The organism is Shimazuella sp. NTD248 (assembly GCF_059510395.1).
In genome coordinates, this window is record NZ_JCAJZT010000005.1 from 228,187 (window position 1) to 251,129 (window position 22,943).

21 protein-coding genes are annotated in these 22,943 nt (G+C 39.3%); 10 read left to right on the plus strand and 11 right to left on the minus strand.

Annotated features, from left to right (window positions below; all coding sequences use genetic code 11):
* Positions 1 to 216 precede the first annotated feature (216 nt).
* Positions 217 to 546, minus strand: coding sequence for a phBC6A51 family helix-turn-helix protein (locus tag AC5WOE_RS13375; RefSeq protein WP_496049068.1), 330 nt, complete (start codon positions 544 to 546; stop codon positions 217 to 219).
* A gap of 182 nt (positions 547 to 728) precedes the next feature.
* Here AC5WOE_RS13375 and AC5WOE_RS13380 point away from each other — a divergent pair, with 182 nt between their 5' ends.
* Positions 729 to 920, plus strand: coding sequence for a hypothetical protein (locus tag AC5WOE_RS13380; RefSeq protein ID WP_496049069.1), 192 nt, complete (start codon positions 729 to 731; stop codon positions 918 to 920).
* A gap of 848 nt (positions 921 to 1,768) precedes the next feature.
* Here AC5WOE_RS13380 and AC5WOE_RS13385 read toward each other — a convergent pair.
* From AC5WOE_RS13385 to AC5WOE_RS13405, 5 genes are all read right to left on the minus strand, one after another.
* Complete coding sequence (locus tag AC5WOE_RS13385; RefSeq protein WP_496049070.1) at positions 1,769 to 2,065, minus strand: hypothetical protein; 297 nt, start codon at positions 2,063 to 2,065, stop codon at positions 1,769 to 1,771.
* Positions 2,066 to 2,087: 22 nt separating this feature from the next.
* Entirely contained in the window at positions 2,088 to 2,333 is a 246-nt protein-coding gene (locus tag AC5WOE_RS13390; RefSeq protein ID WP_496049071.1) for a hypothetical protein, read from the minus strand.
* A 744-nt stretch (positions 2,334 to 3,077) separates the two neighbouring features.
* Positions 3,078 to 3,305: a hypothetical protein gene (locus tag AC5WOE_RS13395; protein ID WP_496049072.1), complete on the minus strand. Its 228-nt coding sequence runs from the start codon at positions 3,303 to 3,305 to the stop codon at positions 3,078 to 3,080.
* 344 nt (positions 3,306 to 3,649) lie between these two features.
* On the minus strand, positions 3,650 to 3,892 hold the full coding sequence (locus tag AC5WOE_RS13400) for a deoxynucleotide monophosphate kinase family protein (protein WP_496049073.1): 243 nt from the start codon (positions 3,890 to 3,892) through the stop codon (positions 3,650 to 3,652).
* Between the two features lie 134 nt (positions 3,893 to 4,026).
* Positions 4,027 to 5,376: a tetratricopeptide repeat protein gene (locus tag AC5WOE_RS13405; protein WP_496052779.1), complete on the minus strand. Its 1,350-nt coding sequence runs from the start codon at positions 5,374 to 5,376 to the stop codon at positions 4,027 to 4,029.
* Positions 5,377 to 5,558: 182 nt separating this feature from the next.
* On the opposite strand from AC5WOE_RS13405, the gene AC5WOE_RS13410 reads away from it, so the two are divergent.
* Both AC5WOE_RS13410 and AC5WOE_RS13415 read left to right on the plus strand, forming a co-directional pair.
* A complete protein-coding gene (locus tag AC5WOE_RS13410) occupies positions 5,559 to 5,723 on the plus strand; it encodes a hypothetical protein (protein WP_496052780.1) in 165 nt (54 codons plus the stop codon).
* Positions 5,724 to 5,745: 22 nt separating this feature from the next.
* Entirely contained in the window at positions 5,746 to 5,997 is a 252-nt protein-coding gene (locus AC5WOE_RS13415) for a hypothetical protein (protein ID WP_496052781.1), read from the plus strand.
* A gap of 352 nt (positions 5,998 to 6,349) precedes the next feature.
* Here the strand turns inward: AC5WOE_RS13415 and AC5WOE_RS13420 are convergent, their stop codons facing one another.
* Both AC5WOE_RS13420 and AC5WOE_RS13425 read right to left on the minus strand, forming a co-directional pair.
* A complete protein-coding gene (locus AC5WOE_RS13420; RefSeq protein ID WP_496052782.1) occupies positions 6,350 to 6,826 on the minus strand; it encodes a DUF2690 domain-containing protein in 477 nt (158 codons plus the stop codon).
* Between the two features lie 322 nt (positions 6,827 to 7,148).
* Positions 7,149 to 7,622 carry a DUF2690 domain-containing protein gene (locus tag AC5WOE_RS13425; RefSeq protein ID WP_496052783.1) on the minus strand — a complete coding sequence of 158 codons (474 nt, stop codon included), beginning with the start codon at positions 7,620 to 7,622 and terminating at the stop codon, positions 7,149 to 7,151.
* Positions 7,623 to 8,033: 411 nt separating this feature from the next.
* Here AC5WOE_RS13425 and AC5WOE_RS13430 point away from each other — a divergent pair, with 411 nt between their 5' ends.
* The 5 genes from AC5WOE_RS13430 to AC5WOE_RS13450 all read left to right on the plus strand — a co-directional run bounded on the left by AC5WOE_RS13430 (position 8,034) and on the right by AC5WOE_RS13450 (position 15,498).
* On the plus strand, positions 8,034 to 8,789 hold the full coding sequence (locus AC5WOE_RS13430) for a CAP domain-containing protein (RefSeq protein WP_496052784.1): 756 nt from the start codon (positions 8,034 to 8,036) through the stop codon (positions 8,787 to 8,789).
* 241 nt (positions 8,790 to 9,030) lie between these two features.
* On the plus strand, positions 9,031 to 10,455 hold the full coding sequence (locus AC5WOE_RS13435) for an MATE family efflux transporter (protein ID WP_496052785.1): 1,425 nt from the start codon (positions 9,031 to 9,033) through the stop codon (positions 10,453 to 10,455).
* Positions 10,456 to 10,715: 260 nt separating this feature from the next.
* Positions 10,716 to 12,131: an MATE family efflux transporter gene (locus AC5WOE_RS13440; protein ID WP_496052786.1), complete on the plus strand. Its 1,416-nt coding sequence runs from the start codon at positions 10,716 to 10,718 to the stop codon at positions 12,129 to 12,131.
* A gap of 244 nt (positions 12,132 to 12,375) precedes the next feature.
* On the plus strand, positions 12,376 to 13,812 hold the full coding sequence (locus tag AC5WOE_RS13445) for an MATE family efflux transporter (RefSeq protein WP_496052787.1): 1,437 nt from the start codon (positions 12,376 to 12,378) through the stop codon (positions 13,810 to 13,812).
* Positions 13,813 to 14,070: 258 nt separating this feature from the next.
* The gene (locus AC5WOE_RS13450) at positions 14,071 to 15,498 is read left to right on the plus strand and encodes an MATE family efflux transporter (protein ID WP_496052788.1); all 1,428 of its coding nucleotides are present in this window, start codon (positions 14,071 to 14,073) and stop codon (positions 15,496 to 15,498) included.
* A 73-nt stretch (positions 15,499 to 15,571) separates the two neighbouring features.
* On the opposite strand, the gene dapF is transcribed toward AC5WOE_RS13450, so the two are convergent.
* Together dapF and AC5WOE_RS13460 are read right to left on the minus strand one after the other, a co-directional pair.
* Positions 15,572 to 16,399 (minus strand): diaminopimelate epimerase, encoded by an 828-nt coding sequence (gene dapF / locus AC5WOE_RS13455; protein WP_496052789.1) that lies wholly within the window; start codon positions 16,397 to 16,399, stop codon positions 15,572 to 15,574.
* 15 nt (positions 16,400 to 16,414) lie between these two features.
* Positions 16,415 to 19,078 (minus strand): calcium-translocating P-type ATPase, SERCA-type, encoded by a 2,664-nt coding sequence (locus AC5WOE_RS13460; protein WP_496049086.1) that lies wholly within the window; start codon positions 19,076 to 19,078, stop codon positions 16,415 to 16,417.
* Between the two features lie 123 nt (positions 19,079 to 19,201).
* Here AC5WOE_RS13460 and AC5WOE_RS13465 point away from each other — a divergent pair, with 123 nt between their 5' ends.
* Entirely contained in the window at positions 19,202 to 20,920 is a 1,719-nt protein-coding gene (locus AC5WOE_RS13465) for an Rqc2 family fibronectin-binding protein (protein ID WP_496052790.1), read from the plus strand.
* 299 nt (positions 20,921 to 21,219) lie between these two features.
* Positions 21,220 to 22,146 (plus strand): EamA family transporter RarD, encoded by a 927-nt coding sequence (gene rarD, locus AC5WOE_RS13470; RefSeq protein ID WP_496052791.1) that lies wholly within the window; start codon positions 21,220 to 21,222, stop codon positions 22,144 to 22,146.
* Positions 22,147 to 22,162: 16 nt separating this feature from the next.
* On the opposite strand, the gene AC5WOE_RS13475 is transcribed toward rarD, so the two are convergent.
* Positions 22,163 to 22,915 carry an MBL fold metallo-hydrolase gene (locus tag AC5WOE_RS13475; RefSeq protein WP_496052792.1) on the minus strand — a complete coding sequence of 251 codons (753 nt, stop codon included), beginning with the start codon at positions 22,913 to 22,915 and terminating at the stop codon, positions 22,163 to 22,165.
* Positions 22,916 to 22,943: the final 28 nt, after the last annotated feature.

A 22,943-nucleotide genomic window follows, 5' to 3' on the forward strand; every position in this document is an offset into this window, starting at 1 on the left:
AAAGTATTTTGAGTTGACGATTTATATAAGTATGTTCCGATGTTGAAGTGAAAAGTTGAAAATATTTTTGTTGGTTCGTTTATTATTAGGTCGCACCATATGTTTTAGTTGGCTTGTGACATCTACTGTCTGATTTCGAGAAATCATCTTTTCATGTTACCTTTAAATAGAGGAAATTCGACTTTTATAATCTTTTTTATTTAAAAATAAAAGATGTCACATACCCTCTAATTCTGCCTTTATTTTCTCAAGGTCAATTTCATTGTTATTTACATTCACTTCAACCTTATCAGCACCTTTATAAAGTCCATGAGTTTCTAATATAAGCCTTCCAGCCTGTGCATTTCTATCTTCAACTGCTGCTTTAATCATTGCATCAATTACCTCAGAAACTTTGTGTTTGGTATTATTGACAATCATCTTATTCATTGTTTGAGCAAACAGTGGTTTTTCCATCCATCGATATAACTGCCTTCTGCTAATTCCAACCTCTTCTGCTGTATCAGCTACGCTCTTTCCAGATAAAAGCAATGTCATTGTAGTCATATGTCTTTCTTCAAGTCGTTCATCAAAACACCCCCTCTCTGTTGATTTAAACCCCTAACTCTGATATTTTTAATAAGATAAGTTAGTGATTTCTAGCATCGGAGACTTCTATGCCTTACCGCCGTTCCAAGCTCAATCCCGTTGTCCGAGTGAGGAACCTTCCCACTCATCGATACAGGGTCGTGACAGTAGGCGACGAGTACTGTTCTGTTGAAGTGTACCTTGTTGATGGTATTGCGAGAATCTCTGTCTGTTCGAGTGGCTCTATCTCGATTTATGACAAGGACGGGAATGGCGTTGCTGATACTGGGACTACTTCTTATAGTAAGTTCCGGTTGCCGGACATCGGAGTAACGGTTGTGGTTATTCCGTAACTAGGGATGAGTCTGGTGCTACCCAAGTATCAGGCTCCCCAATTTTTAATAAATACATAATATTCTGATATTTTTTTATAGAAATAAAAAAATCTAACCCAAAAACCTTATGCATAAATCATGCATAAATGCCTGACGGCGCGGAACTCTTTCTTTTTCTTTTTTAAGTTCTTTTTTTCAGTAGAATATATCTTATAATACACTAACTATATCTTTTTCTGAAAAGCCTTTAAGAGTATTTAAAACAAATAATAAAAGCTTTTCAGGACGTCAGCTTTTATTATTTAAAAGATATATACAATGGTGAGATGATGAAAAGGACATTTTTTAAAAAATCTTTTACTTCTCTTTCTTCTTTGTGATATCTTGTAGATGAGTAGCAGGAAACATCCGTTGATTCCTTTGCGAATAATACAATACCGTGGCTCTTTCCCACATGCAGTTTCATCTACTTTTTCAAAATTGCCCTCTCAATTTCGTTTCTAAGCTCAAAAATACCCCTCGGAAGGTCCTTTAAAATCTCACCACACCCCCTTAGAACCGAAATCAAGACATATCATTCAGAATAATCTGACCTATTCTTTTCTGAAATCGCGTTTTGAAGAATAACACCCTCACTTGTATAACAGAATATCGCATAGGAATTAATATTCATATCAATGTATAAATATAACGAGCCAAAATGAAAACTATCCTTGATTTAATAAGGATTACTTTGCACTTTGGCATCATTCAAATAAATCAACTACAATTATACCGAAATTTTCTGGTAATTTTATTTTTGTTTTTAGTATTTCAATTAAATGAGCAGCATTCCATTATTTGAGCTCTATAGAGATACACTTTCATTATTCCTCATAATCGTGACTTATCAGTGTTGCCAGTATAGCTTCAACTGCATCTTCTTCATATGGGCGTTTCGCCTCCCTAACAACCCCATCAGCACCTACCCAACTACCAACTACTTCTTGTTCTACACTCGTTACCTGAATATTGTCTGCTGGAGTATTGCCCTCACTAAGAACAGAGACAGGAATACGTTTTGCATTAACTAAATTCAATACATCAGTAGCGTGAGCGACAGGGGTAAGAGTTGTAAAAGCAAATCCTAATAGTAAAGCTGTGGAAAGAAATACTTTTTTCATTTTCATAGTGTTACCCCCATTCTCAAAAGTCTAAGTTTCCTATTGTTTCAAGGTCAGATTCAGCCTCTCTTATCACGTGGACATGTTCATGCTTCTTGTCTACGTTTAAATTTGCTATGTTACCACCGGCTGCCACGCCTACAGCAACACTCTGTCCACTATTTAGTAATCCAATTCCGGCAGCATGGGCATTTTCTAGTTGTCCAAAACCTGTGAGTAAAGCTCCTGCACACAACACTACAGTAAATATACTTTTTCCAATTTTCATACTAGCATCCCTCTATCCTTCTATTAAGCGTTATGTTTATTATAAATTCTGATGAATTCAAAAACATCCAACAATTGTTAATGAAGTGTGGGTAAGATTTGTATAAATAAGGAATTACAGATAATACAACTAAATTCAAATAATACCGCTTCACTACTACCTGCTCATTCATCTTTCCAAGTCCTATAACCCTTTTATCATTCTTCTTATCAGATTTACAATCCACTCCACATTTTTTGATGTTTCAAGCTTCGGCAAGTAGTCCGATTTCTTAAAATATGTCCCATTCTTCTTTTTCCTCTTTATTGCGTTGTGCTGGTTGTAATACCAAGTATAGCTACAATATTGAATACGTTTATTTTTCGCGTAAAAGAAATTACCGCAACTATAACTTTTGCATTCCTTAAATCTTTCTTTTAGTGAATCATCTTCAAGAAGGCCAGCATCAACATAACTATCAATCAATTGATGTATTTTCTCTTTTGTGATTTGCTCGTTCTTTAGACTGTGTTCGAGTTCTTTCCATTCCTCTCTGGTCCTTTTCTTTGCATCTTTTATTGCGTTCTTCTTTCATTGAACGTTCGACATGATAATCAACAAGATTATTCAACTCACACAGCCCTGTTTGTTAGGTAATGAGATAGGAACTTTTCATACTTTCGTTAAATTGGAAGCTGGAAAAGAATTAACACCATTCATAACAGAACTAACGGGAATTACAGTGTACGATTTAAAATATGGAATCTATGAAGATGAAGCAATTGAACTCTTCAACAAACTGCGCACCTTCATGTAATTTATTTTGGTCTCATCAACAATTCCATGTGTTGATGAGACCTGATTATAAAATAAATCAAATACCTGTTTTTCCTCATCAGACAAAATAAACAGCGCATTCTCTAAATCAATTAGAAAATCGCTGTCCTGTATTTCAATTTTCAGTAGCTCCATATGCAATTTTTCAGGTGTCATCGAAAAATCCCCCTTAATTTATCCAATTGTTTTGTTGCTTCCCCAATAGTTGAATCGTTTTCTATTTTGAAATCAAGTGCAAGCAAATCTACCCGCATTTCCGTTTCATGAATTAATGATTTCATATTAAATTGTCATTTTCCTCTGATTCACTCAAGCCTTACAAACAAATTACTCTCAATTTTAATAACTGGTATCACATTCACATGTACAAACATCCTTTCATTCGGTTGTCTCATATCAGAGATAATAAAAAGGCTTGGCATATCATAATTCAAAGTGCCAATCAAACATTTAATCCAAATGTTTTCATCAATCTCTCTGCATTTCTGCCCGAATTCTTGCTATAGTTCCCTTGGTTTTTCTCCAGCATCAATTGGAACATCAGAATATATATGAGCGTACTGTTTAAGTGCATCACCAAAAGCATATTTAGTAAATCCGTATCTCCTAACAGCATAATCAGCTACTGTATCTTTTCCGCTTCGCATCTTTCCAAGCAATGCAATTCCCTTTAACCTCCAATCATGCTCATTAACATTCTCAAAGTTACTTAATATCTCTTTTACAATGTTTTTATAATCCATTCATTAACACCTCATTTCAATTTTTTAAGCATAAAAAAGAACCTGCAATTTTTACAGGTTCTTCATGAAAAAATCTAGTCATCTCCAACTGTATCGTCTGGTCCATGAAAACGCATAAAGGATACCCCCTAGCCTCATTGATGGGTCGCTTCCAAATCCATCATACTAACTTGAAGCTCAAATGTCTTTTGTAAATAATATTGGTGTGTTTCCATATTGTTTGTTTTTTTATAACAATAACACAGATTCACAATATTTTCATACTGTTTTTTTAATTGCTTATGTTTTACTGATAATTCTAGTGCTCCTTTATATGATGGTATCGCCTCTAGATACAAACCTTGCTCACGATAACAAGCACCTTGTACCATCAAAGTATCTAAGATTGTCACTTCATCTTTTCGTTTACCTGCAATCTCAATAGCTTCCTTTAAGACTTTCTGCGATTCCTCAAACCTCTTCATTTTTATATAAAGAAATCCAAGATTTTTAAGAGCATAAACAATGTTTTGCTCTTTTACCTTTTCTCTGATACTTAAAGCATTTAGATAATGCTGAACAGCTTCATCAATATTTCTCTCTTCATAAATGGTTCCAATGGTGGTCCAGAGCAAAGCTAATTTATCATAATTATTATTTTGCCTTGCAATGTTAACACCAGCCTCTGCAAATTCTAGAGCTCTATGATAATGCTTCACTTTATTAAGTAATTTGGCAAAATTAATATGGATTTGCAAAAATGTCTCTAACCGTAATACAGCAAGTATCTTTGTTGGATTCGAATTAGATATTTTTCCCCAAAGTTCTTCTAGTGTTCGCAATGCTCTTTCATCCTCATTTAAATGCTCTAAATACATTGCCTTATTTATCAAAAGATAAAATAAAGTCGCTTGACGTTTACCATTCTCTCTATAAGCTTCTATTCCTTGCTCTGTACACTCTAATGCTTTGGCGTAGTCTCTCAAATAATAAAATGTCCTACCCAATTCGTTTAATGTAGCTGCCTTCAAATTAGCCTCATCAGGTTCTAACGATTTCAGAAGTAAATTGAGAATTGCATTATAATGTCTTTGTGCTTTATAAAGCACTTTCTCTCCATGTACTGTTCTCTTTAAAAACTGACAACGACCTAGTAAATAGTGATATTGAGGTGATAATCTACTGTCCTTATTTAAAAAACTAAGCTCTTCCAATCTCTTCACAGAGGCGTCAAAGTCAGCAGTCAAAACTCCACCTAATTTAGAAAGTTCTGCTTCTAACTCTTTTTCTTTTCGCTCCGCATCACTCAAGATTCCAAAAAGCTCTTTTCCAAGTCCAAGTTTTTCTGCATAGTATTGAATTTTTTCTTGCGCTACATTTGGTAAGCCTCGTTCAATGTTTCCAACTGTAGAAGCTGAAATAAATTCATCAGAAATACTGTCCATACTCTCTTTCAATTCACTTCTTCGCTCTTTCAGTTTTGTCCCTAACAGCTTTCTATTCATCAGCTATATCTCCCGTAATACAATAATTTATTTTGCATTACATATTCAGCGGAAATTCCCTTTATCCTTCCAATTATGAAAAATATATTACTAATTTATCTAAAAAATATAAACATTGAATTATTTTTATTTAGATTCTATAATTTTACTAACAACTCAATCAGATAAAAGGAGTGTTTTACATGTTATGTGTATTTGAACTGCCTTTATTAGAAACTAAATCTCCCCAATTAAAGCTGCTTATAGAGCCTATTGAGGGATTTGAAACAGGTTTACTCCAACTCCAAAATGTTACTATCTTTCAGACTCCATCAGGTACAATTTTAATATATGCACATGAAGATTAAAGAAATTATATATGAAGTTGTAATGGAGCACCCCAACATTGAGTTATCAAAATTTCTGCATGATGAACTAATCAGCAGATACAAACTAGTGGTTTTCTTTCAAAGGCCGGAAGAACTTACACAAGAAAAACTAACTAACTACATTAAATTCATAGAGGTTTGCTCCGACGAAAGCCTTCATAATTTATATGCTTATATTGGTTACTACATCATGCAGTACGAGATTGAACGAACCACAAATTACATTGAATCTTTGTTTGAAGATGAGGGTTGAATATCTATATCTAGATTTTTTTCAGAAATTTCTGGTTATTATACCCAAGGGACAAGGAGACCAAAGGAGAAATATGTTGGATTTTTGCAAGGACGAGCTTTATATTTAAAAAATCAATGACCAAACCAATCACACGATATTTGGGAGATAGAGGTGTACGTATTTTAGATCCTTTTGGAAACATATGGTGGCTTCACACTCATATAGAGAATGTAAGTCCAGAAGAACGATCAAAAGAAAAGGCGTTTATAGACGCAATGAATTACGCTCAAAAAAGTTTTAATCCATTTCTATCTACTAACTCGTAGAAAGAAAAAAAGCCCTGCTTTCATTCAGCAGGGCTTTTGGTTGTTTAATAACTTGAAGTTCTACCTAGGCTATAGACATCTGCTTCCCCAGGACTATAGGTTCCTTGTGCATAAGAAGTATTTGGTTTGTAGTCATACACCATTGCACTGTAACAAGTGCTCTGACCTTTTATAATGCGGCCATTTCCACCTATGGAATAGCAGCTATACGTTTTTTTATCGTTATTGCGATGGATCACTGCGTTAACGTAACCGTATTTGGAAGAGTAAGGTTTCGAAAGTTTAACAAATGCCCAAGCTGTTTTACATTTGGTACTGTACACGAGTTGGATTGTACCTTTGAGATTATATGAGTTAATATATTTTGTCGATTTGACAACGCCTGATTTATTACAGCCAGTTGCAACAGGACTCTTTCCATCATTAGAGTAGTTAGCAGCAAAGGTTGGAGCAGTTCCCAATACAAATCCGAATGCAGCGATGATAGCGACGGACAGACTGATACGTAATTTATGTAACAACCTAATCCACTCCCTCTTTTAATATGATTTCTAAATGTATATCTATTATATTTTTTTCTAAAAACAATAGATAGCAGCACTTCCATAAATATAATGACAATTAAAAGAAAATAATAACATTTAAGATAACAACTAAAACCTACTACATTTCACGAATTATCGAATACCCGCATAAAGATTTTTTTATACTCTACATCCGAGTAATAAATAACATAAATACTCCTTCATCTAAAGATTTTACGAATGAAGGAGTATTTATGTTTCAATAAACCAAAAAGTAAGCGCTTTCAATTCGCGCGCACTTTTCATTCATTCCATGAAATTAAAACCAACTTGTGTAGGCACCCCAATTACCAATATCCCCAGCACTCCAAGATTGATATGGATCTTTATCCCATAGTTGTCCAGTATGACAGGAATGTTGTCCATCATCCACAGTCCCGTTTCCACCTGAACTCCAACAATTCGATTCTGTACCATTACTTCTGTGAATAAATGCATTAGCGTAGCCATTGTAAGGAGCAGCACTGTACAAATGCACTTCAGCCCAAGCTGTATGACAGTAAGAGCTTCCCCACATTTGTAAATAACCAAGTTTTACTTTGTCTCCGGTTCTCGTCGTCATATAAATGTACTTGGTTTGATACACAAACGAGCTTTTGTAAGCACAACCAGTTGTATAGGGATTGGTACCGTCATACGATAGAGCATCAACTCTTCTTGCTTGGACAAAAAGACTAGAGATGATTAAAGCAAATGTGAACATCACCGCAAAACTTACACGATACAGTTTCACGACAAAGACCTCCTTTATTTTTTATAGCGAAAAGAAAGAGGTAGAAAAAAATGTAAATCTCAAATATTTGTTATTATTATCATAATACAACAAACCAAAATTCAGTGTAAATAAGCATAATTCGAATTTCACAAGGTAATATATTACATTTTTTCTTCAATTTTTAAATTTTAATTTGAATGTATAAACAGGTTATTTTGGAGTTCCAATTTCACAAAACACAAGTAGTTTTTAAGAAGAATTTGAAATCGCATATCTTCCCACTACGCAATATTATTGCGTTTATAGGATACTTCCTCCTTGCCAATCATTTATGTGTGTATTCTATTCCCTTAAATTGGCAACTCTATCCACAAAAAAATCATATATACTGGTACACACATAAAAATCTTTTTAGAAAAGAGGGATATCATGCGGTGGATATATGTGATGATCATACCTGCACTCTTTTTGCTCCCAACATTTGGACAAGCAGCAGGAGAATCATCTACACCAGCAAATATTTGTAAAACAGCAACTAAAGCAACAACTGTTAAGGTAATTAAAGTTTCTTTCCCTAAAACGATAGCCCAAGAAAAGGTCAAAGCAAAGAAAACGAAAGTGACCAAGAAAACAACCACCAAAAAAACTGCAAATTCAAACACATCTCATAACCAAACAACATCAACAAGTAACTCATCTTCCAATCAAACGAATACAAAACCATCCACTTCTTCCAATCAGACACCTTCAACCTCAAGTAGTGGATCATCGAACAGCAGTTCATCCACCACTGATTCAAGTGTACTGCCAATTGAAAAAGAAGTAGTCCGTCTAGTAAATGTCGAACGATCAAAACAAGGATTAAAACCATTAGAGCTCGATAGCAAGTTGAGTTCGATCGCCCGCAAAAAATCTCAAGATATGATAGACAAAAACTACTTTTCTCATCAATCCCCTACTTATGGGTCTCCATTTGATATGCTAAAACAATTTGGTGTCTCCTATCGCACCGCTGGGGAAAATATCGCAGCTGGTTATCCTACTGCACAAGCTGTTGTGACAGGTTGGATGAACAGCTCCGGTCACCGTGCCAATATTTTAAATCCAGCGTATACCAAAATCGGTGTTGGTTATGTTGCTGGCGGCAGCTATGGCAGCTACTGGACGCAACTGTTCACTGGATAATAATCTAACATTAACTAATAATAAGATCCCCAAATAATAGACAGAAAGCTATCTGGTCTACTTAGGAGGGGATTTTTTTGATTCGATAAATAAGCATTTAGCCTAATCTCCTAAGTACATACATTTTTTTAGCACCGCCAGAATCATTAACTCATCAAAAGGAAATATTCTCTTTCTAACCTATATCCTGTATGATAGGAATTAGAAAAATTAGAAATCAACACTCTGAGAAAGAGAACTCATGAACTGGCTTCTACTGAAAAAGAACAAACACTATCTGTGGAGAACATTTGCAGAGAAAACCCTCAGTCAGCTGGTGGTATTTTCCAATGGGTTGCTTGTTTCCAACAAGCTAGGCCTTAATGCTGTGGCGGCAGTAGGTGTATCCAACATGGTCCTCTGGACCATGCTTCTCCTGATTGAATCCTTGACCAGTGTTACCAGTACAAAAGTTGGCAAGACATTGGGAGAGGAGCAGGTTTCAGGTCGCACTCACTCCCAAAAAGGGGTAGTGATTGTTCAAGGCTTTTACCTTGTTGTGTCCCTATGTCTTCTGCTTTCTTCCCTTACCTTCGTATTTGCTCCACAGATGCTCAAAGTAAGTGGGGCAAATCAAGCAACGGTAGCACAAGGAACTCCTTATCTGAAAATCTTGGGAGGTCTTTACCTCTTCGAGGGGCTACGAGTGCTAGCTGCGGCAGCTTTGCAAGGTATGAAAGATTTTAAGTCACCCTTGAAGTCTAGTACTTGGATGAATATCTTGCACATTGCCTTGGTGATGCTTGCCATCCACTTCCTCGACTGGGGTCTAGTGGGTGTGGCATGGGGAACGATGATCAGTCAAATGGTCGGACTTCTGCTCCTGATTCGTCCCCTCAAACAGCAAGCTTTCCAAAAAAAGCTCCCTTGGAAGTGGAATACTGCTATCCTGAAGGATGTGTTCATCCTCTCCAAACACACATTCGTTCAGGGGATCTGTACAAGAGCATCTCTGATCGTCTACGAAACGGTGCTCATCTACGTCAGTACAGAGGCATATGTCGCCCAGAAAATTCAAGCTGACATCATGCAGTTTGTCTACGTGCTGATGGAAACTTTTCTTGCAGTCATGATTCCTACTGTCAGTATCCTGTATGGGGAGCGCACGTCTCTGCACCGCCAATTGCATGACACTCTCTCGTCCCAGAAGCGAGTTGATCAAGAACAAACACAGATTCAAGAGCTGGTAGACAAAGATAAGGAGCTTGTACGTACGGTCAATAGCTTCCTCGGTCTCACCTGTCTGTTTATGGGGGCGTTAGCAGTCCTACAATATTTGGCTTGGGACTGGATCATTCACCTATATACAAACGATCCAGCGACGATCCATGAATCATACAAGCTCTCTCTAGCTGCTGTCTTTTGGCTTGTTCCTTTCACTTGCTACTTTGTCATGTCTAGGGGTGGACTCGCTCCGGTCGAAGATCGCAAAGGCAGCCGAAATAGTGTAATCATTGCAACTTGTCTCTGGACTGCCTCGTTGTGGATGATGCGGAACTGGGGACTGGATGCCTTCTTGATCTCCAAGATTCTCTTCGATGTTCTCAGAGGATCGCTCGTCACAAGAAGGTACTACTCCAAGCGATGGAGTCGATGCCTTTCCAAAGACTGTGCTCTGACACAGTAAAAATTAGCACCCCTCTATCGGTCGATGGAGGGGCGCTGCTGTTTTAATCGACTCTTCTAGTTTCTCTAATTCTTGCATATGTTTTCGGGAATATAATCCATGAATGATAAAAAATGATAGTCGTCTATTTGGAATCTTTTATTTATCCAATAAGTTCCATAGCGACCATCTCATCAAAAAGAAAGAATTCTTTTTGGTACCTAAATCCTGTATGATAGTAATTAGAAAAATTAGAAATCAACCACTGAGAAAGAGAGCTCATGTACTGGCATCTACTGAAAAAGATCAAACACCAACTGTGGAAAACATTTGCAGAGAAAACGCTTGGTCAGTTGGTGATCCTTTCCAATGGTATTCTTGTTTCCAACAAACTCGGTCTCAACGCTGTAGCAGCAGTTGGCGTGTCCGGTATGATCCTCCTGACTTTCAGTCTCCTGCTCGATTCCTTGACTAGTGTTACCAACACAAAAGTAGGTCAGTCATTGGGAGAAGAGAAAGTTTCTGGAAGTTCTTGCTTCCCACCAGGAATGATCATTGTCCAAGGCTTTTACCTTGTCGGGGCTTTGAGCCTTCTTCTTTCTTCCCTCACTTACTTTTTTGCCTCACAAATTCTCACAGTTAGTGGGGCAAATCAAGCGACGGTAGCACAAGGAACTCCTTATCTGAAGATTCTTGGGGGGCTCTACCTATTCGAGAGTCTGCGAAAGCTGTGTGCAGCTTCGCTGCAAGGGATGAAAGACTTCAAGTCTCCTTTGAAGGCCAGCGCTTGGATGAATGCCTTGCACATTGTCATGGTTCTGCTTGTCGTCTACTTCACCAACCTTGGGCTTGTTGGTGTTGCCTGGGCAACGTTGGTCAGTCAAGTGGTCGGACTATTGCTCCTGATCCAGCCTCTCAAGCAGCAAGCTTTCCATGAAAAGTTTTCTTGGAAGTTGGAACGGGTGATTTTCAAGGAGATGTTCAAGGAATCCAAGGATACATTGGTTCAAGGGATTTTCACCAGAGGTTCGTTTTTCATCTATGGATCTGTGATGATCTATGTGGGCACAGAGGCATATGTCTCCCAGCGAATCAATGCTGATATCGTTTCGTGGATGTATGTGATGCTAGATGCTTTGATCGCAGTCATGATACCTACAGTCAGTATGCTGTATGGGGAGCGAAAAGCTCTGCATGAGGGACTGCATGACACCTCACTGGAGTACGGTCAAAAACAGGAACGAGTTCAAGCTCTACTAAAAAAAGACAAGGAGCTAGTACGTACTGTAAATGGCTTCCTTGGACTTACCTGTCTGGTAATGGGAGCGTTGGCAATCCTCCAATATTTGGTTCAAGGCTGGATCATTCAGCTCTATACACATGATCCTGTGACAATCCAAGCTGCTCACAAGATGTCCGTTGGATCGTTGTTCGCAATGGTACCCTTCTCTTGTTTCGTTTTGATGTATAGGGGAGGTCTTAATGCTGTGAAAGACCGTAAGGGCAGCAAAAACAGTACGATCATCGCAACCACGCTTTGGGCTGTCTCGCTTTGGTTTGTGCGGAACTGGGGACTGGATGCCATCTTGATCTCCAAGGTTCTTTTTGACGTTCTCAGGGGATCACTTGTTACAGGAAGGTTCTACTCCAAACGATGGAGTCAATGCCTTTCCAAAGACTGTGTTCTGACACAGTAAAAATTAGCGCCCCTCTATCGGTCGATGGAGGGGTGCTGCCGTTTTAAACGGTTCTTCTAGTTTCTCAGGTACTAGGGATTATTTACTGCTAAGTTTTTGATTGATATTCTTCTGCAAATACTCCCCCTATTCCTGGTTGGAGCACTAATTCAGTTTGTAATAAATTAGTTTGGAAACAGTAAGAAATCCATTTTGGGTGCTATAATAAATTGAAATATCCACAACTCGATCAGAAAGAAAAAACATGAATTGGGATCAACCGAAACAAATCTTGAAACCTTTACGGAAGACCGTTCTTGAGAAAAGTTATGATCAACTCCTATTGATTACCAATAGTTTGATCGTTGCGAAAATGGGTCTTATTTCCATTGCAGCAGTAGGTATTTCCAATCTCATCCTTTTCACTTACCTTAACCTGCTGCTGGCACTCACATCTGTCACCACAGCTAAAGTAGGGAAGACATTGGGTGAAGAAGGAATGTCAGGTGCTACTGAATCCTGTAAGGGATCAGTAATCGTTCAAGGGTTTTATCTTGTAGGTATCCTTAGTCTGACACTCAGCCTCCTGTCCATCGTTTTCGCTCCACAACTACTTTCGCTTTGTGGAGCAGATGATGACACGGTAAAGGCTGGTACAGAATATCTGCAAATCATTGGGGGTTTCTACTTCCTGCAAGCACTTCGGGAGCAAGCCGTAGCGAGTCTCCAAGGAATGAAAGATTTCCACTCCCCCAAGCGTTCCGGCTTCTGGATGAATGCCTGGCATCTTGCCTTTACCATTCCCATTATTGACGGGCTGGATCACGGCCTTGCATTTGTAGGTTGGGCGACAGTTACGAGCCAAGTGGTTGGACTGCTCATCTTGGTACGTCCCCTTAAAATACAGGCTTTTCCAAAGGGAATTCCTTTGAAATGGGACAAAAGCCTTCTATGGGACATGTTCCAGCTGTCCAAGTTTACGATGGTTCAAGGACTTTTGACTAGGTTTTCACTGTTGTTCTTTGCGAGTGTGCTGATTTCATTTGGAACAACAGCATATGCTGCCTCCGGTATTCAAGTAGGAATTACTCAAATCACGTTTGTCATGATGGATGCATTCACTGCGATCTTGAATCCTTTGGCGGGCAAACTTTATGGAGAAAGGACCTTTCTAAATCGCCAACTCCATGAAGCACAGCTCTCAAAGTTGAATCAAAAGCAGGCAAACATTCGAGATCTAGCAATTGCAAGAGAGAAAAAAGATCAGGAGCTAATCGGGATAGTCAGTTGGACGCTAGGATTGGCAAGCTTTTCCATGTATCTGCTGGCATTCTTGCTGATGACAGCAGGAGAATGGATCACTCGTCATTTTTATACCGATAATCCTTCGACTGTTCCTCTCGTTCAGAAAATGCTTCTCATGTTTCTCCTAGGGATTATCCCTTTCACCTGCTACTCTATTACGTACAGAGCCGCACTTGCTGCGGTAGAAGACCAACAAGGCAGCATGTTCAACGTGATGATCGCTACCTTTATTTGGATCGTAACTGTGCTAGTGGTGCAAAGAGCAAATTGGGGACTAAATGCACTTCTGATCACAGTAGTTCTCTTTGATGTTCTCAGGGGATCGCTTGTTGCAAGAAGGTTCTACTCCAAGCGTTGGAGTCGATGCCTTTCCAAAGACTGTGCTCTGACACAGTAAAAAAACACCTCTTCATCTGCGGATGAAGAGGTGCTGCTGTTTTGAATATCCTCATGGTTTCTGCTAAGCTCACCGAAATTTTCTTCGCACTGTATTCATCACCAGAAATGATTACAAATACTTTCTTCACATATAAGGAAAGTAAAACGATATAAATCATACACTACCCTTACTAAAGAACTAATAAAAATATTCCCAATATTTCATTTTTACTATATGATAGTAATTGTTAGAGAACAACGCTAAGAAAGAGAATGCATGTACTGGCGTCTGCTGAAACAGAACAAAAACCATCTGTGGAAAACAGTTACAGAGAAAAGTCTAATTCAGTTAGTTATCTTTTCCAACGGACTGCTCGTTTCCAATAAACTTGGTCTCAACGCTGTAGCAGCAGTTGGCGTATCCAACATGATCCTCTCGACTTTCAGTCTCCTGATCGATTCCTTGACTAATGTTACCAACACGAAAGTGGGCAAGTCGCTGGGGGAAGATCAGATTTCTGGAAACACGCATTCCAGAAGGGGAGAAATCATTGTCCAAGGCTTTTACCTTGTCGGGTCTTTGTGCCTGCTGCTTTCTTCCCTCACTTTCTTTTTTGCCCCACAAATGCTCAAAGCAAGTGGTTCGAATCAAGAAACAGTAGTCTTGGGAACTCCTTACCTTAGGATTCTAGGAGGGCTCTACTTCGTCGAGGGCGTTCGATTGCTGGCTACGGCAGCCTTGCAAGGAATGGAAGACTTCAAGTCTCCTTTGAAGGCCAGTGCTTGGATGAATGCCTTGCACATTTTCTTGGTACTTCTTGTCGTCCACTTCACCGATCTTGGGCTTGAGGGTGTTGCATGGGTGACGATGATCTGTCAAGTAATTGGACTATTGCTCCTGATCCGTCCCCTTAAGCAACAAGCTTTCCACGAAAAGTTTCCTTGGAAGTGGGAGTGGGCTATCCTCAAGGATATGTTCATCCTCTCCAAACATACGTTGGTTCAAGGGATTTTTATCAGAGGGTCACTGATCGCCTATGGAACAGTGATGATCTATGTCAGTACAGAGGCATATGTCGCCCAGCGAATCAATGCTGACCTCACCCAGTTTACTTTTGTGGTGATGGAGGCTTTTATCGCAGTCATGACACCTACAGTCAGTAAACTCTATGGTGAGCGCACTGCTTTTCACCATCAATTGCATGAAACAATCTCATCCTCTCGAGAAAAGAACCCTCGAGAGCAAGAACTAGTGCGAGCTCTGGTAAAAAAAGATAAGGAGCTTGCGCATACGGTCAATACCTTCCTCGGACTCACCTGTTTGTTTTTGGGAGTATTGGCGATTCTCCAATACTTAGTCCAGAACTGGATCATTCACCTATATACAGATGATCCGTTGACAATCCAATCTGCACAAAAGATTTCTCTTGCGGCAGCCTTCTACCTTGTGCCCTTCACTTGCTACTGCGTCATGTACAGGGGAGGACTCTCCGCAGTTGAAGATCAAAAAGGCAGCCGAAACAGTGTGATCATCGTAACCACGCTTTGGATTGCTTCTCTGTGGATGATGCGAAACTGGGGACTGGACGCTATTTTGATCTCCAAGGTTCTCTTTGATGTTCTCAGGGGATCTCTTGTTACTACAAGGTTCTACTCCAAGCGATGGAGTCGATGCCTTTCCAAAGACTGTGCTCTGACACAGTAAGAATAGCCCCCTCTATCATTCGATAGAGGGGGGCTGTCGTTTCTGAACATTTCTTGGTAACGAATATCTCTTATTAGACTGTGAAAAACTCTCCCGTAAATACAAACTCCGCAGGACCAGTCATATACACATGGTTGTCTGTTTCATTCCAATCTATCAGCAAATCTCCACCCAGTAGGTGAACCGCTGCCTGGCGACCTGCTTTTCCATTGAGATGACTAGCGACAAGTACTGCACAGGCACCTGAACCACAAGCCATCGTCTCGCCTACACCACGCTCCCATACTCGCATCTTGATTTCTTCGGGAGATACGATGGTGGTAAATTCGATATTTGCTTTCTCTGGAAATATAGCATTTGTCTCGATCTGAGGTCCGATTTCTTTTACCAATTCATCTGATAAACTTTCTACCTCTATCACGGCATGAGGGTTTCCCATAGAAACAGCGGTAAATGCATAAGCTTGTTCTCTTATGACCACTTGATCATGAATGGTTTGCGACTTTACTGGAATCTGGGAAGGTACGAGAATTGGTTCTCCCATGTCTACTTGTACTTTTGTCACAATACCTGCTTCTACTTGTAAAACAATCGATTGAATATCTCTTTTGGTTTCTACCAAAATATCCGTTTTGCTATTGTCCATTCGTTCGTAATAATACTTGGAAACACAGCGAATAGCATTTCCACATTGCTGCGCTTCGGTGCCATCAGCATTAAAGATCCGCATGTGCAAGTCTGCTTTTTCGGAAGGGGTGATGAAAACAAGCCCATCTGCACCAATGCCCGTATGTCGATCACAGATTTGGATTGCTAACTGAGACACTTTATCCGGCATTTGATCCTCTGCTTGAACGATAACAAAATCATTTCCCAACCCATGCATTTTATGGAATTTCATGATGTGCTTTCCTTTCTATTGTGCAACTGTTTTTCTGATCGGTTTGCGCAGTTGATCCATTAGACCCGCCAAAATTACTGGCAGTGTTGAAGTTACGGTGATCAATACCCACTCATGCAACTGTAATGGTACAGTATGGAAAATGGGCTGGAAGGCCGGATAGTAGATGACCATAACTAACAGTAAGATCGAGATGAGAACGGCAAAACAAAGTGCCAAATTTGAAAATGGATTCCGTTCAAAAATCGTTCCAGTAGAGCGGCAGTCAAATACATAGATTAACTGGGAAAATACAAGTGTGGCAAACGCTACCGTTTGTGCCAACTCCAATTGACCAGCTTCTTGATAAGTAACCCAAAAAGCGAGCAGAGAGCACAGTCCGATGAGCAGACCTCGAGTGACTATTTTCCAACCGACACGACGAGCGAAGATACTCTCTTTGTTGTCTCGCGGCGACCTTGACATGCTGTCTTCTTCTGCTGGGTCCACTCCTAAAGCCATCGCTGGTAATCCATCTGTAACTAAGTTTACCCATAATATTTGGATAGGGATCAGTGGTAAGGGTAATCCCATCAGCATAGCAAAAAACATAACCAAAATTTCTCCAACATTACTCGCTAGCAAATAACTGATAAACTTTTGTATATTATCATAGATATGACGGCCTTCTTCAATAGCAGACACAATCGTTGCAAAGTTATCATTGGCCAGAATAAGCGATGATGCTTCTTTGGATACATCTGTACCAGATTTTCCCATTGAAATCCCGATATCTGCCGCTTTGATCGCAGGCGCATCGTTAACCCCATCCCCTGTCATCGCGACAACATGTCCTTTTTGTTGGAGAGCAGAAACAATTTTAAGTTTGTGTTCAGGGGAAACGCGTGCATACACATCAATATTTTCTACTTGTTGCTCAAACTCACTGTCTTTCATATTGTAGATATCCCGCCCAGTCACTGTCAAACCATTTTGCCGTTTGATACCTAGCTGAACAGCGATAGCTTCCGCAGTCGCTTGATGATCGCCTGTAATCATCACCGTACGAATACCTGCTTTGCGGCATAGACGTATCGCTTCCCGCACTTCTTTACGCGGGGGATCGATCATCCCTGCTAGACCAACAAAAATAAGATTTCGCTCTAATTGAGATTCAGATTGAGTAAGAACAGAGCCACTCACTTCACGGTAAGCAAATGCGAGATTTCGCAGAGCATCGGAAGCTAATTCTTCGTTTTTCTCAAGCAATTGATGTCGGACTTTTGCTGTTATGGGCTCTACTCTTCCATTTTGTAAAATATGGGTACAGTCGCGAATCAGTACATCTGGTGCACCTTTGACAAGTAGCTTTTTTTGTTTTTGCTTATTTTCGACCACCACGGACATCATTTTCCGTACTGAATCAAATGGGTGTTCTTTTATTTTTGCCCAACTATCATCCAAAACCTCACGGGTAACACCTCCTTGTGCTCCCATCACCATCAGTGCTCCTTCAGTCGGATCACCTTCGTAGCTGACTTTTTTTCCTTTCCGTACCAAAGCCGCATTATTACAGAGTACAGCAATTTGTAAAAGTTGCCGTAAAGTTGGATTTTGCCCAGCTAAGTCATCATTTTCAAGCGTTAAAAGTTGCTGATTGGTATAAACATGAGTGACAGTCATTTTATTTTCTGTCAGCGTACCGGTTTTATCTGAACATATGACAGATGCACAGCCGAGCGTTTCCACGGATGGCAGCTTTCTTACGATTGCTTTTCGTTTAATCATTCTTTGCACGCCAAGCGCTAATGCTATCGTCACTATCGCTGGTAGACCCTCAGGAATAGCAGCAACTGCTAAGCTGACTCCAGCAAGAAACATCTTATACATATCTTGCCCATGCATAACACCTGTGACCACCACCAAAGCAGTCAAAAAAAGCGCGACAATGATCAATATCTTTCCTAATTGTTCTAGTCGTCTTTGCAATGGAGTTGTATGTTGCTCTGTACTTTGAATCAAATGAGCAATGCGTCCCATTTCCGTTTTCATTCCTGTGTTTACAATTACTCCCAATCCAGAACCTTTGACCACCATTGTTCCCATAAAGCTCATATTGCGAAAATCTGCTAAGGTCAGATCAGCTTGTGTCAACGGTTCTACTATCTTTTCAATCGGTAATGATTCGCCTGTTAATGCGGATTCTTCCACCATTAGTCCAGTAGTTTCCAGCCAACGTATATCTGCCGGAATCCGATCTCCAGTCACGAGCGTTACGACATCTCCTGGTACAAGTAAGGATGCATCGATCTGCTTCCACTCACCATCACGATATACTTTTGCCATAGGTGCAGACAACTTTTTCAATGCCGACAATGAACGTTCTGCCTTCACTTCTTGCACAAAGCCAAGAATCGAATTGAGCACAATGATACTCAAAATGGCAATGGCATCCACATATTCTCCTAAAAGGCCTGAAATCAAGGTAGCCACAAGTAAAATTAAGACCATAAAGTCTTGGAACTGGCTAAAAAACAAAGCAAATAAAGAGACTTTCTCCCCTTCAGAAAGTTGATTATTTCCTACTTTTGCAAGTCGGCTCTTCACTTCTTTTTCTGATAAGCCAGCTGATTGCTTTACACCAAAGTACTCGGTAACTTTCTGAGCTGTCCATCCAACAAAACGTGATGTATCCGTCATGACTTTCCCCCTTGTCCCACAACCTTCTCTTTTCATCTTATGCAGGACAAGTCAGGTTAGAAGTAGGAATGGTGTTCAAATCGATGATCATGTACAATGAGTAAGATAAGGGAGTGGAGTTTTATGTCATTTGATGGAACCGTTACTCGTGCGGTTGCTCATGAATTACATACAGAATTAACGAAGGCTCGCATCACGAAAATCTATCAACCTAGCCAATGGGAGATCGTTTTCACCATCCGGGCAAAAGGAAAAAACCATAAATTAATGCTTTCATGTCATCCGGTTTATGCTAGATGTCACTTGACTACAGCTGCGTATGAAAATCCAGCGGAACCTCCGATGTTCTGCATGTTGCTGCGCAAACAATTAGAAGGAAGCATGATCGAGAAAATTGAACAAGTGGAAATGGAAAGAATCATTCACTTTTGGATAAAAGGAAAAAATGAGCTCGGGGATATGGTGGAAAGAAAGCTTATCATCGAAATCATGGGACGTCATAGTAATGTGATTTTATTAAATCCAGAAACAAACAAGATTGTTGACGCAATGCGTCGTGTCGGATTTCAAACAAGCCAGTATCGACAAGTACTACCAGGAGTGGAATATGTTTCCCCTCCTGATCAAGGGAAAATAAATCCACTAACTGTTCAGCAGGATACTTTTATTTCAAGTTTGGATTACAATGCAGGACAGTTGGCGAAACAAATGGTTAATCACTTTATGGGATTAGGGCCTTTGCCAGCGGAAGAAATACTCTACAGAGCAACGTTAGGAGATCGAGAATCTCTTTGGGAATCATTTTTTATATGGCAGCAAAATATGTTGGCTCATCGTTATGAACCTGAGATTGTCATCGACCAAAACCGCACCTTTTTCTCCTCTAGCTCCTTATCCCATAAAAAAGGAGAACATCGCTCTTTCGCTACGATGAGTACATGTTTAAATGCCTTTTATGGAAATAAAGCTGAACGAGATCGAGTCGCCCAACAAACACAAGCTTTGGTTCAAAAATTGACACGTGATGTCGAGAAGAACAAACGAAAGATCAAAGTATTGCAAAAAGAAATCGCAAACTCATCCAAGGCCGAAACCTTTCGGTTGTCTGGAGAGCTGCTTACTACTTATTTGCACCAAATAAATCGCGGTGATAAGTCGATTACCGTTGTTAATTACTATGATGAATCTGCTGGAGAAGTTACGATCCCGCTTAATGAAGCACTTACTCCTAATGAAAACGCACAGCGGTATTTTAAAAAATACCAGAAGCTAAAAGCCGGTAAAAAATATAATGAAGAACAAATTCAAATCGCCCAAGAAGAAAACGAATACTTAGAATCCGTTCTCGCACAGATCGCTCTTGCAAATCTAGCAGAAGTAGAACAAATTCGCGAGGAATTAACCGAAGAAGGATGGATCAAGAAGCAGGTAAAGAAGGGTCGTCAAAAATCTTCTTCCCCCACTCCTGCTTCCTATAAAGCTAGTGATGGCACCACTATCTTAGTAGGTAAAAACAACAAACAAAATGAAAGACTCACCCATCAAATAGCGAAAAAAACAGATACATGGCTCCATACCAAAGATATTCCCGGGTCCCATGTCGTCATACGCGGAGATCGTATTTCCGAAACTGCCCTTACAGAAGCGGCTTTGCTTGCAGCTTACTTCAGCAAAGCAAGAGAATCGAGTCAAGTTCCTGTAGATTATACCTTGGTAAAACATGTAAAAAAACCTTCTGGAGCACGGCCTGGATTTGTGATCTATGTGGATCAAAAAACCCTCTATGTCACTCCAGAGGAACAAAAACTGCAATCCATTTTAGAAAACAAACCTCAAAACTGACAGTTCAACAAGTCAGCTTTGAGGTTTCTTTCGGTTATGTAATAAAAAAAGCAGATATTACTATTTTTCTATAAATGTTAAAAAAATGAATAAAAGGATCGAAACCAAAAAAAGATTAAAACCGAGAAGAATTATATTATTTCGATAATAAAATGAAATATTATAATTTAGTATATAATAACTATTAAATATGATAGGATTATCAGAACAATTCCATCTCGCAAGATAATTTCAATTCTTTTTCTACAATATTCTCTTTTTAATATATAAATAATCTTTCAAGAAATGAGGTTATCATTATGTCATCTAATTTAAAAGATGATAAAGCCGGCATGCTTTATGCTTCTTTCGCTTTTATTTCCTGGGGAATACTGCCTATATATTGGCATTATATGGAACAAGTTCCTTCCCTTCAGATACTAGCACACCGCTTTGTCTGGTCATTTGTCTTTGTTGCCATTGTTATCACCATAAGAAAACAGTGGCATTTGTTAAAAGAAATCCTATCTAATAAAAAAACAATATTACTTGTGTTAGCTGGATCTATTTTTATGAGTGCCAACTGGTTTATTTATATCTATTCTGTTACCAACGATCATGTCATTGAAGCTAGCTTGGGATATTATATTAACCCTTTGATCAGTATCGCTTTTGGGATGTTAATTTTAAAAGAAAGGTTAAATAAATGGCAGACTGCCTCCTTATGTCTTGCATTGATAAGTGTGATTATTCTAACCATTAATTATGGACAAATTCCTTGGATTTCGATTTCTTTAGCTCTTACATTCGCTTTATACGGACTATTCAAAAAATTAGTACAAGCAGATGCTATCCTCTCCCTTGCATTGGAAACCATCTTCCTCACCCCATTTGCAATGGCTTATTTATTTTTTGTGGAAAGCAATGGGACAGGCTCGCTCAACCATGTTTCCACTTCTGTCATCATTCTTCTCATTCTTTCAGGAATACTCACTGCGGTTCCCTTGCTCTGGTTTGGTATTGGTCAAAAACGAGTCTCCATGTTTACGATGGGTTTTTTACAGTATATTGCGCCGACAATTAACCTAATTTTAGGTATTTTCTTTTTTCATGAAACTTTTACCTCAATTGAACTTATCAGCTTTAGCTTCATATGGTCAGCTCTCATTGTCTTTACTTTCTCTCACATCAATGAAATGAAGATTCCTTCGATAAAAGAAGAAGAACTCGTCAAAAAACCCAGCTAGAAGCTGGGCTTTGTTCTTAAAACAATACAATTTCTCCATCTTGCGGGATATGAAATCTATCAAACATATCAGTTTCTACTAAATAATCACTCAGCGCTTTACTCGTCAGTAGACAGTGATTCCATGTATCAAGATGAACCACCACAATGTTGCTTTCTGGAGATGATGCATGCAATTGTCGTAAATCTTCTTTATCCATCGTAATCGCGCCACCAGTAAGAAATTGAGCTGCACCTGAAAACGCAACGATAACTTCTGGACGATATACTTCTACCGCTCGTTCTACTTCTTCACACCAAACCGTGTCACCTGTAATATATAAGCAGTCTTCCTCTTCCGCTTGAAGGATAAATCCAGAAACAGCTCCCATCTGTTTGCCGATTTGTCCTCTGCCATGCTGACCACCCGTGCGGATAATACTTAAACCATCCCAATTTACTTGATCTTCTACTACTTGGACATCTGTAAAAGACAGCTCGATTAATTTTTGCTCATCTGCTGGCTGACAATAGATACGCAAATTTTTTGATAAACGTTGTACAGCAGCCTCATCCAAGTGATCTCGATGGGAGTGAGTGAGCAAAATTGCATCAGGCTGCAAAAAGGATTCGATTTTCAAAGATAAATCTACTAGTGGATTTCGTTGTTCATTTGGTGTGTTAGGAGCAGCAGGGAGTTCACCTTGCTTACTAAACATTGGGTCTACCAGTAATTTCTTCCCAGCATATTCAATCCATAATGTCGCATGGCGAATCAATTGAATATTCATCTAACTCTCTCCTTTCGATTTGTATTAT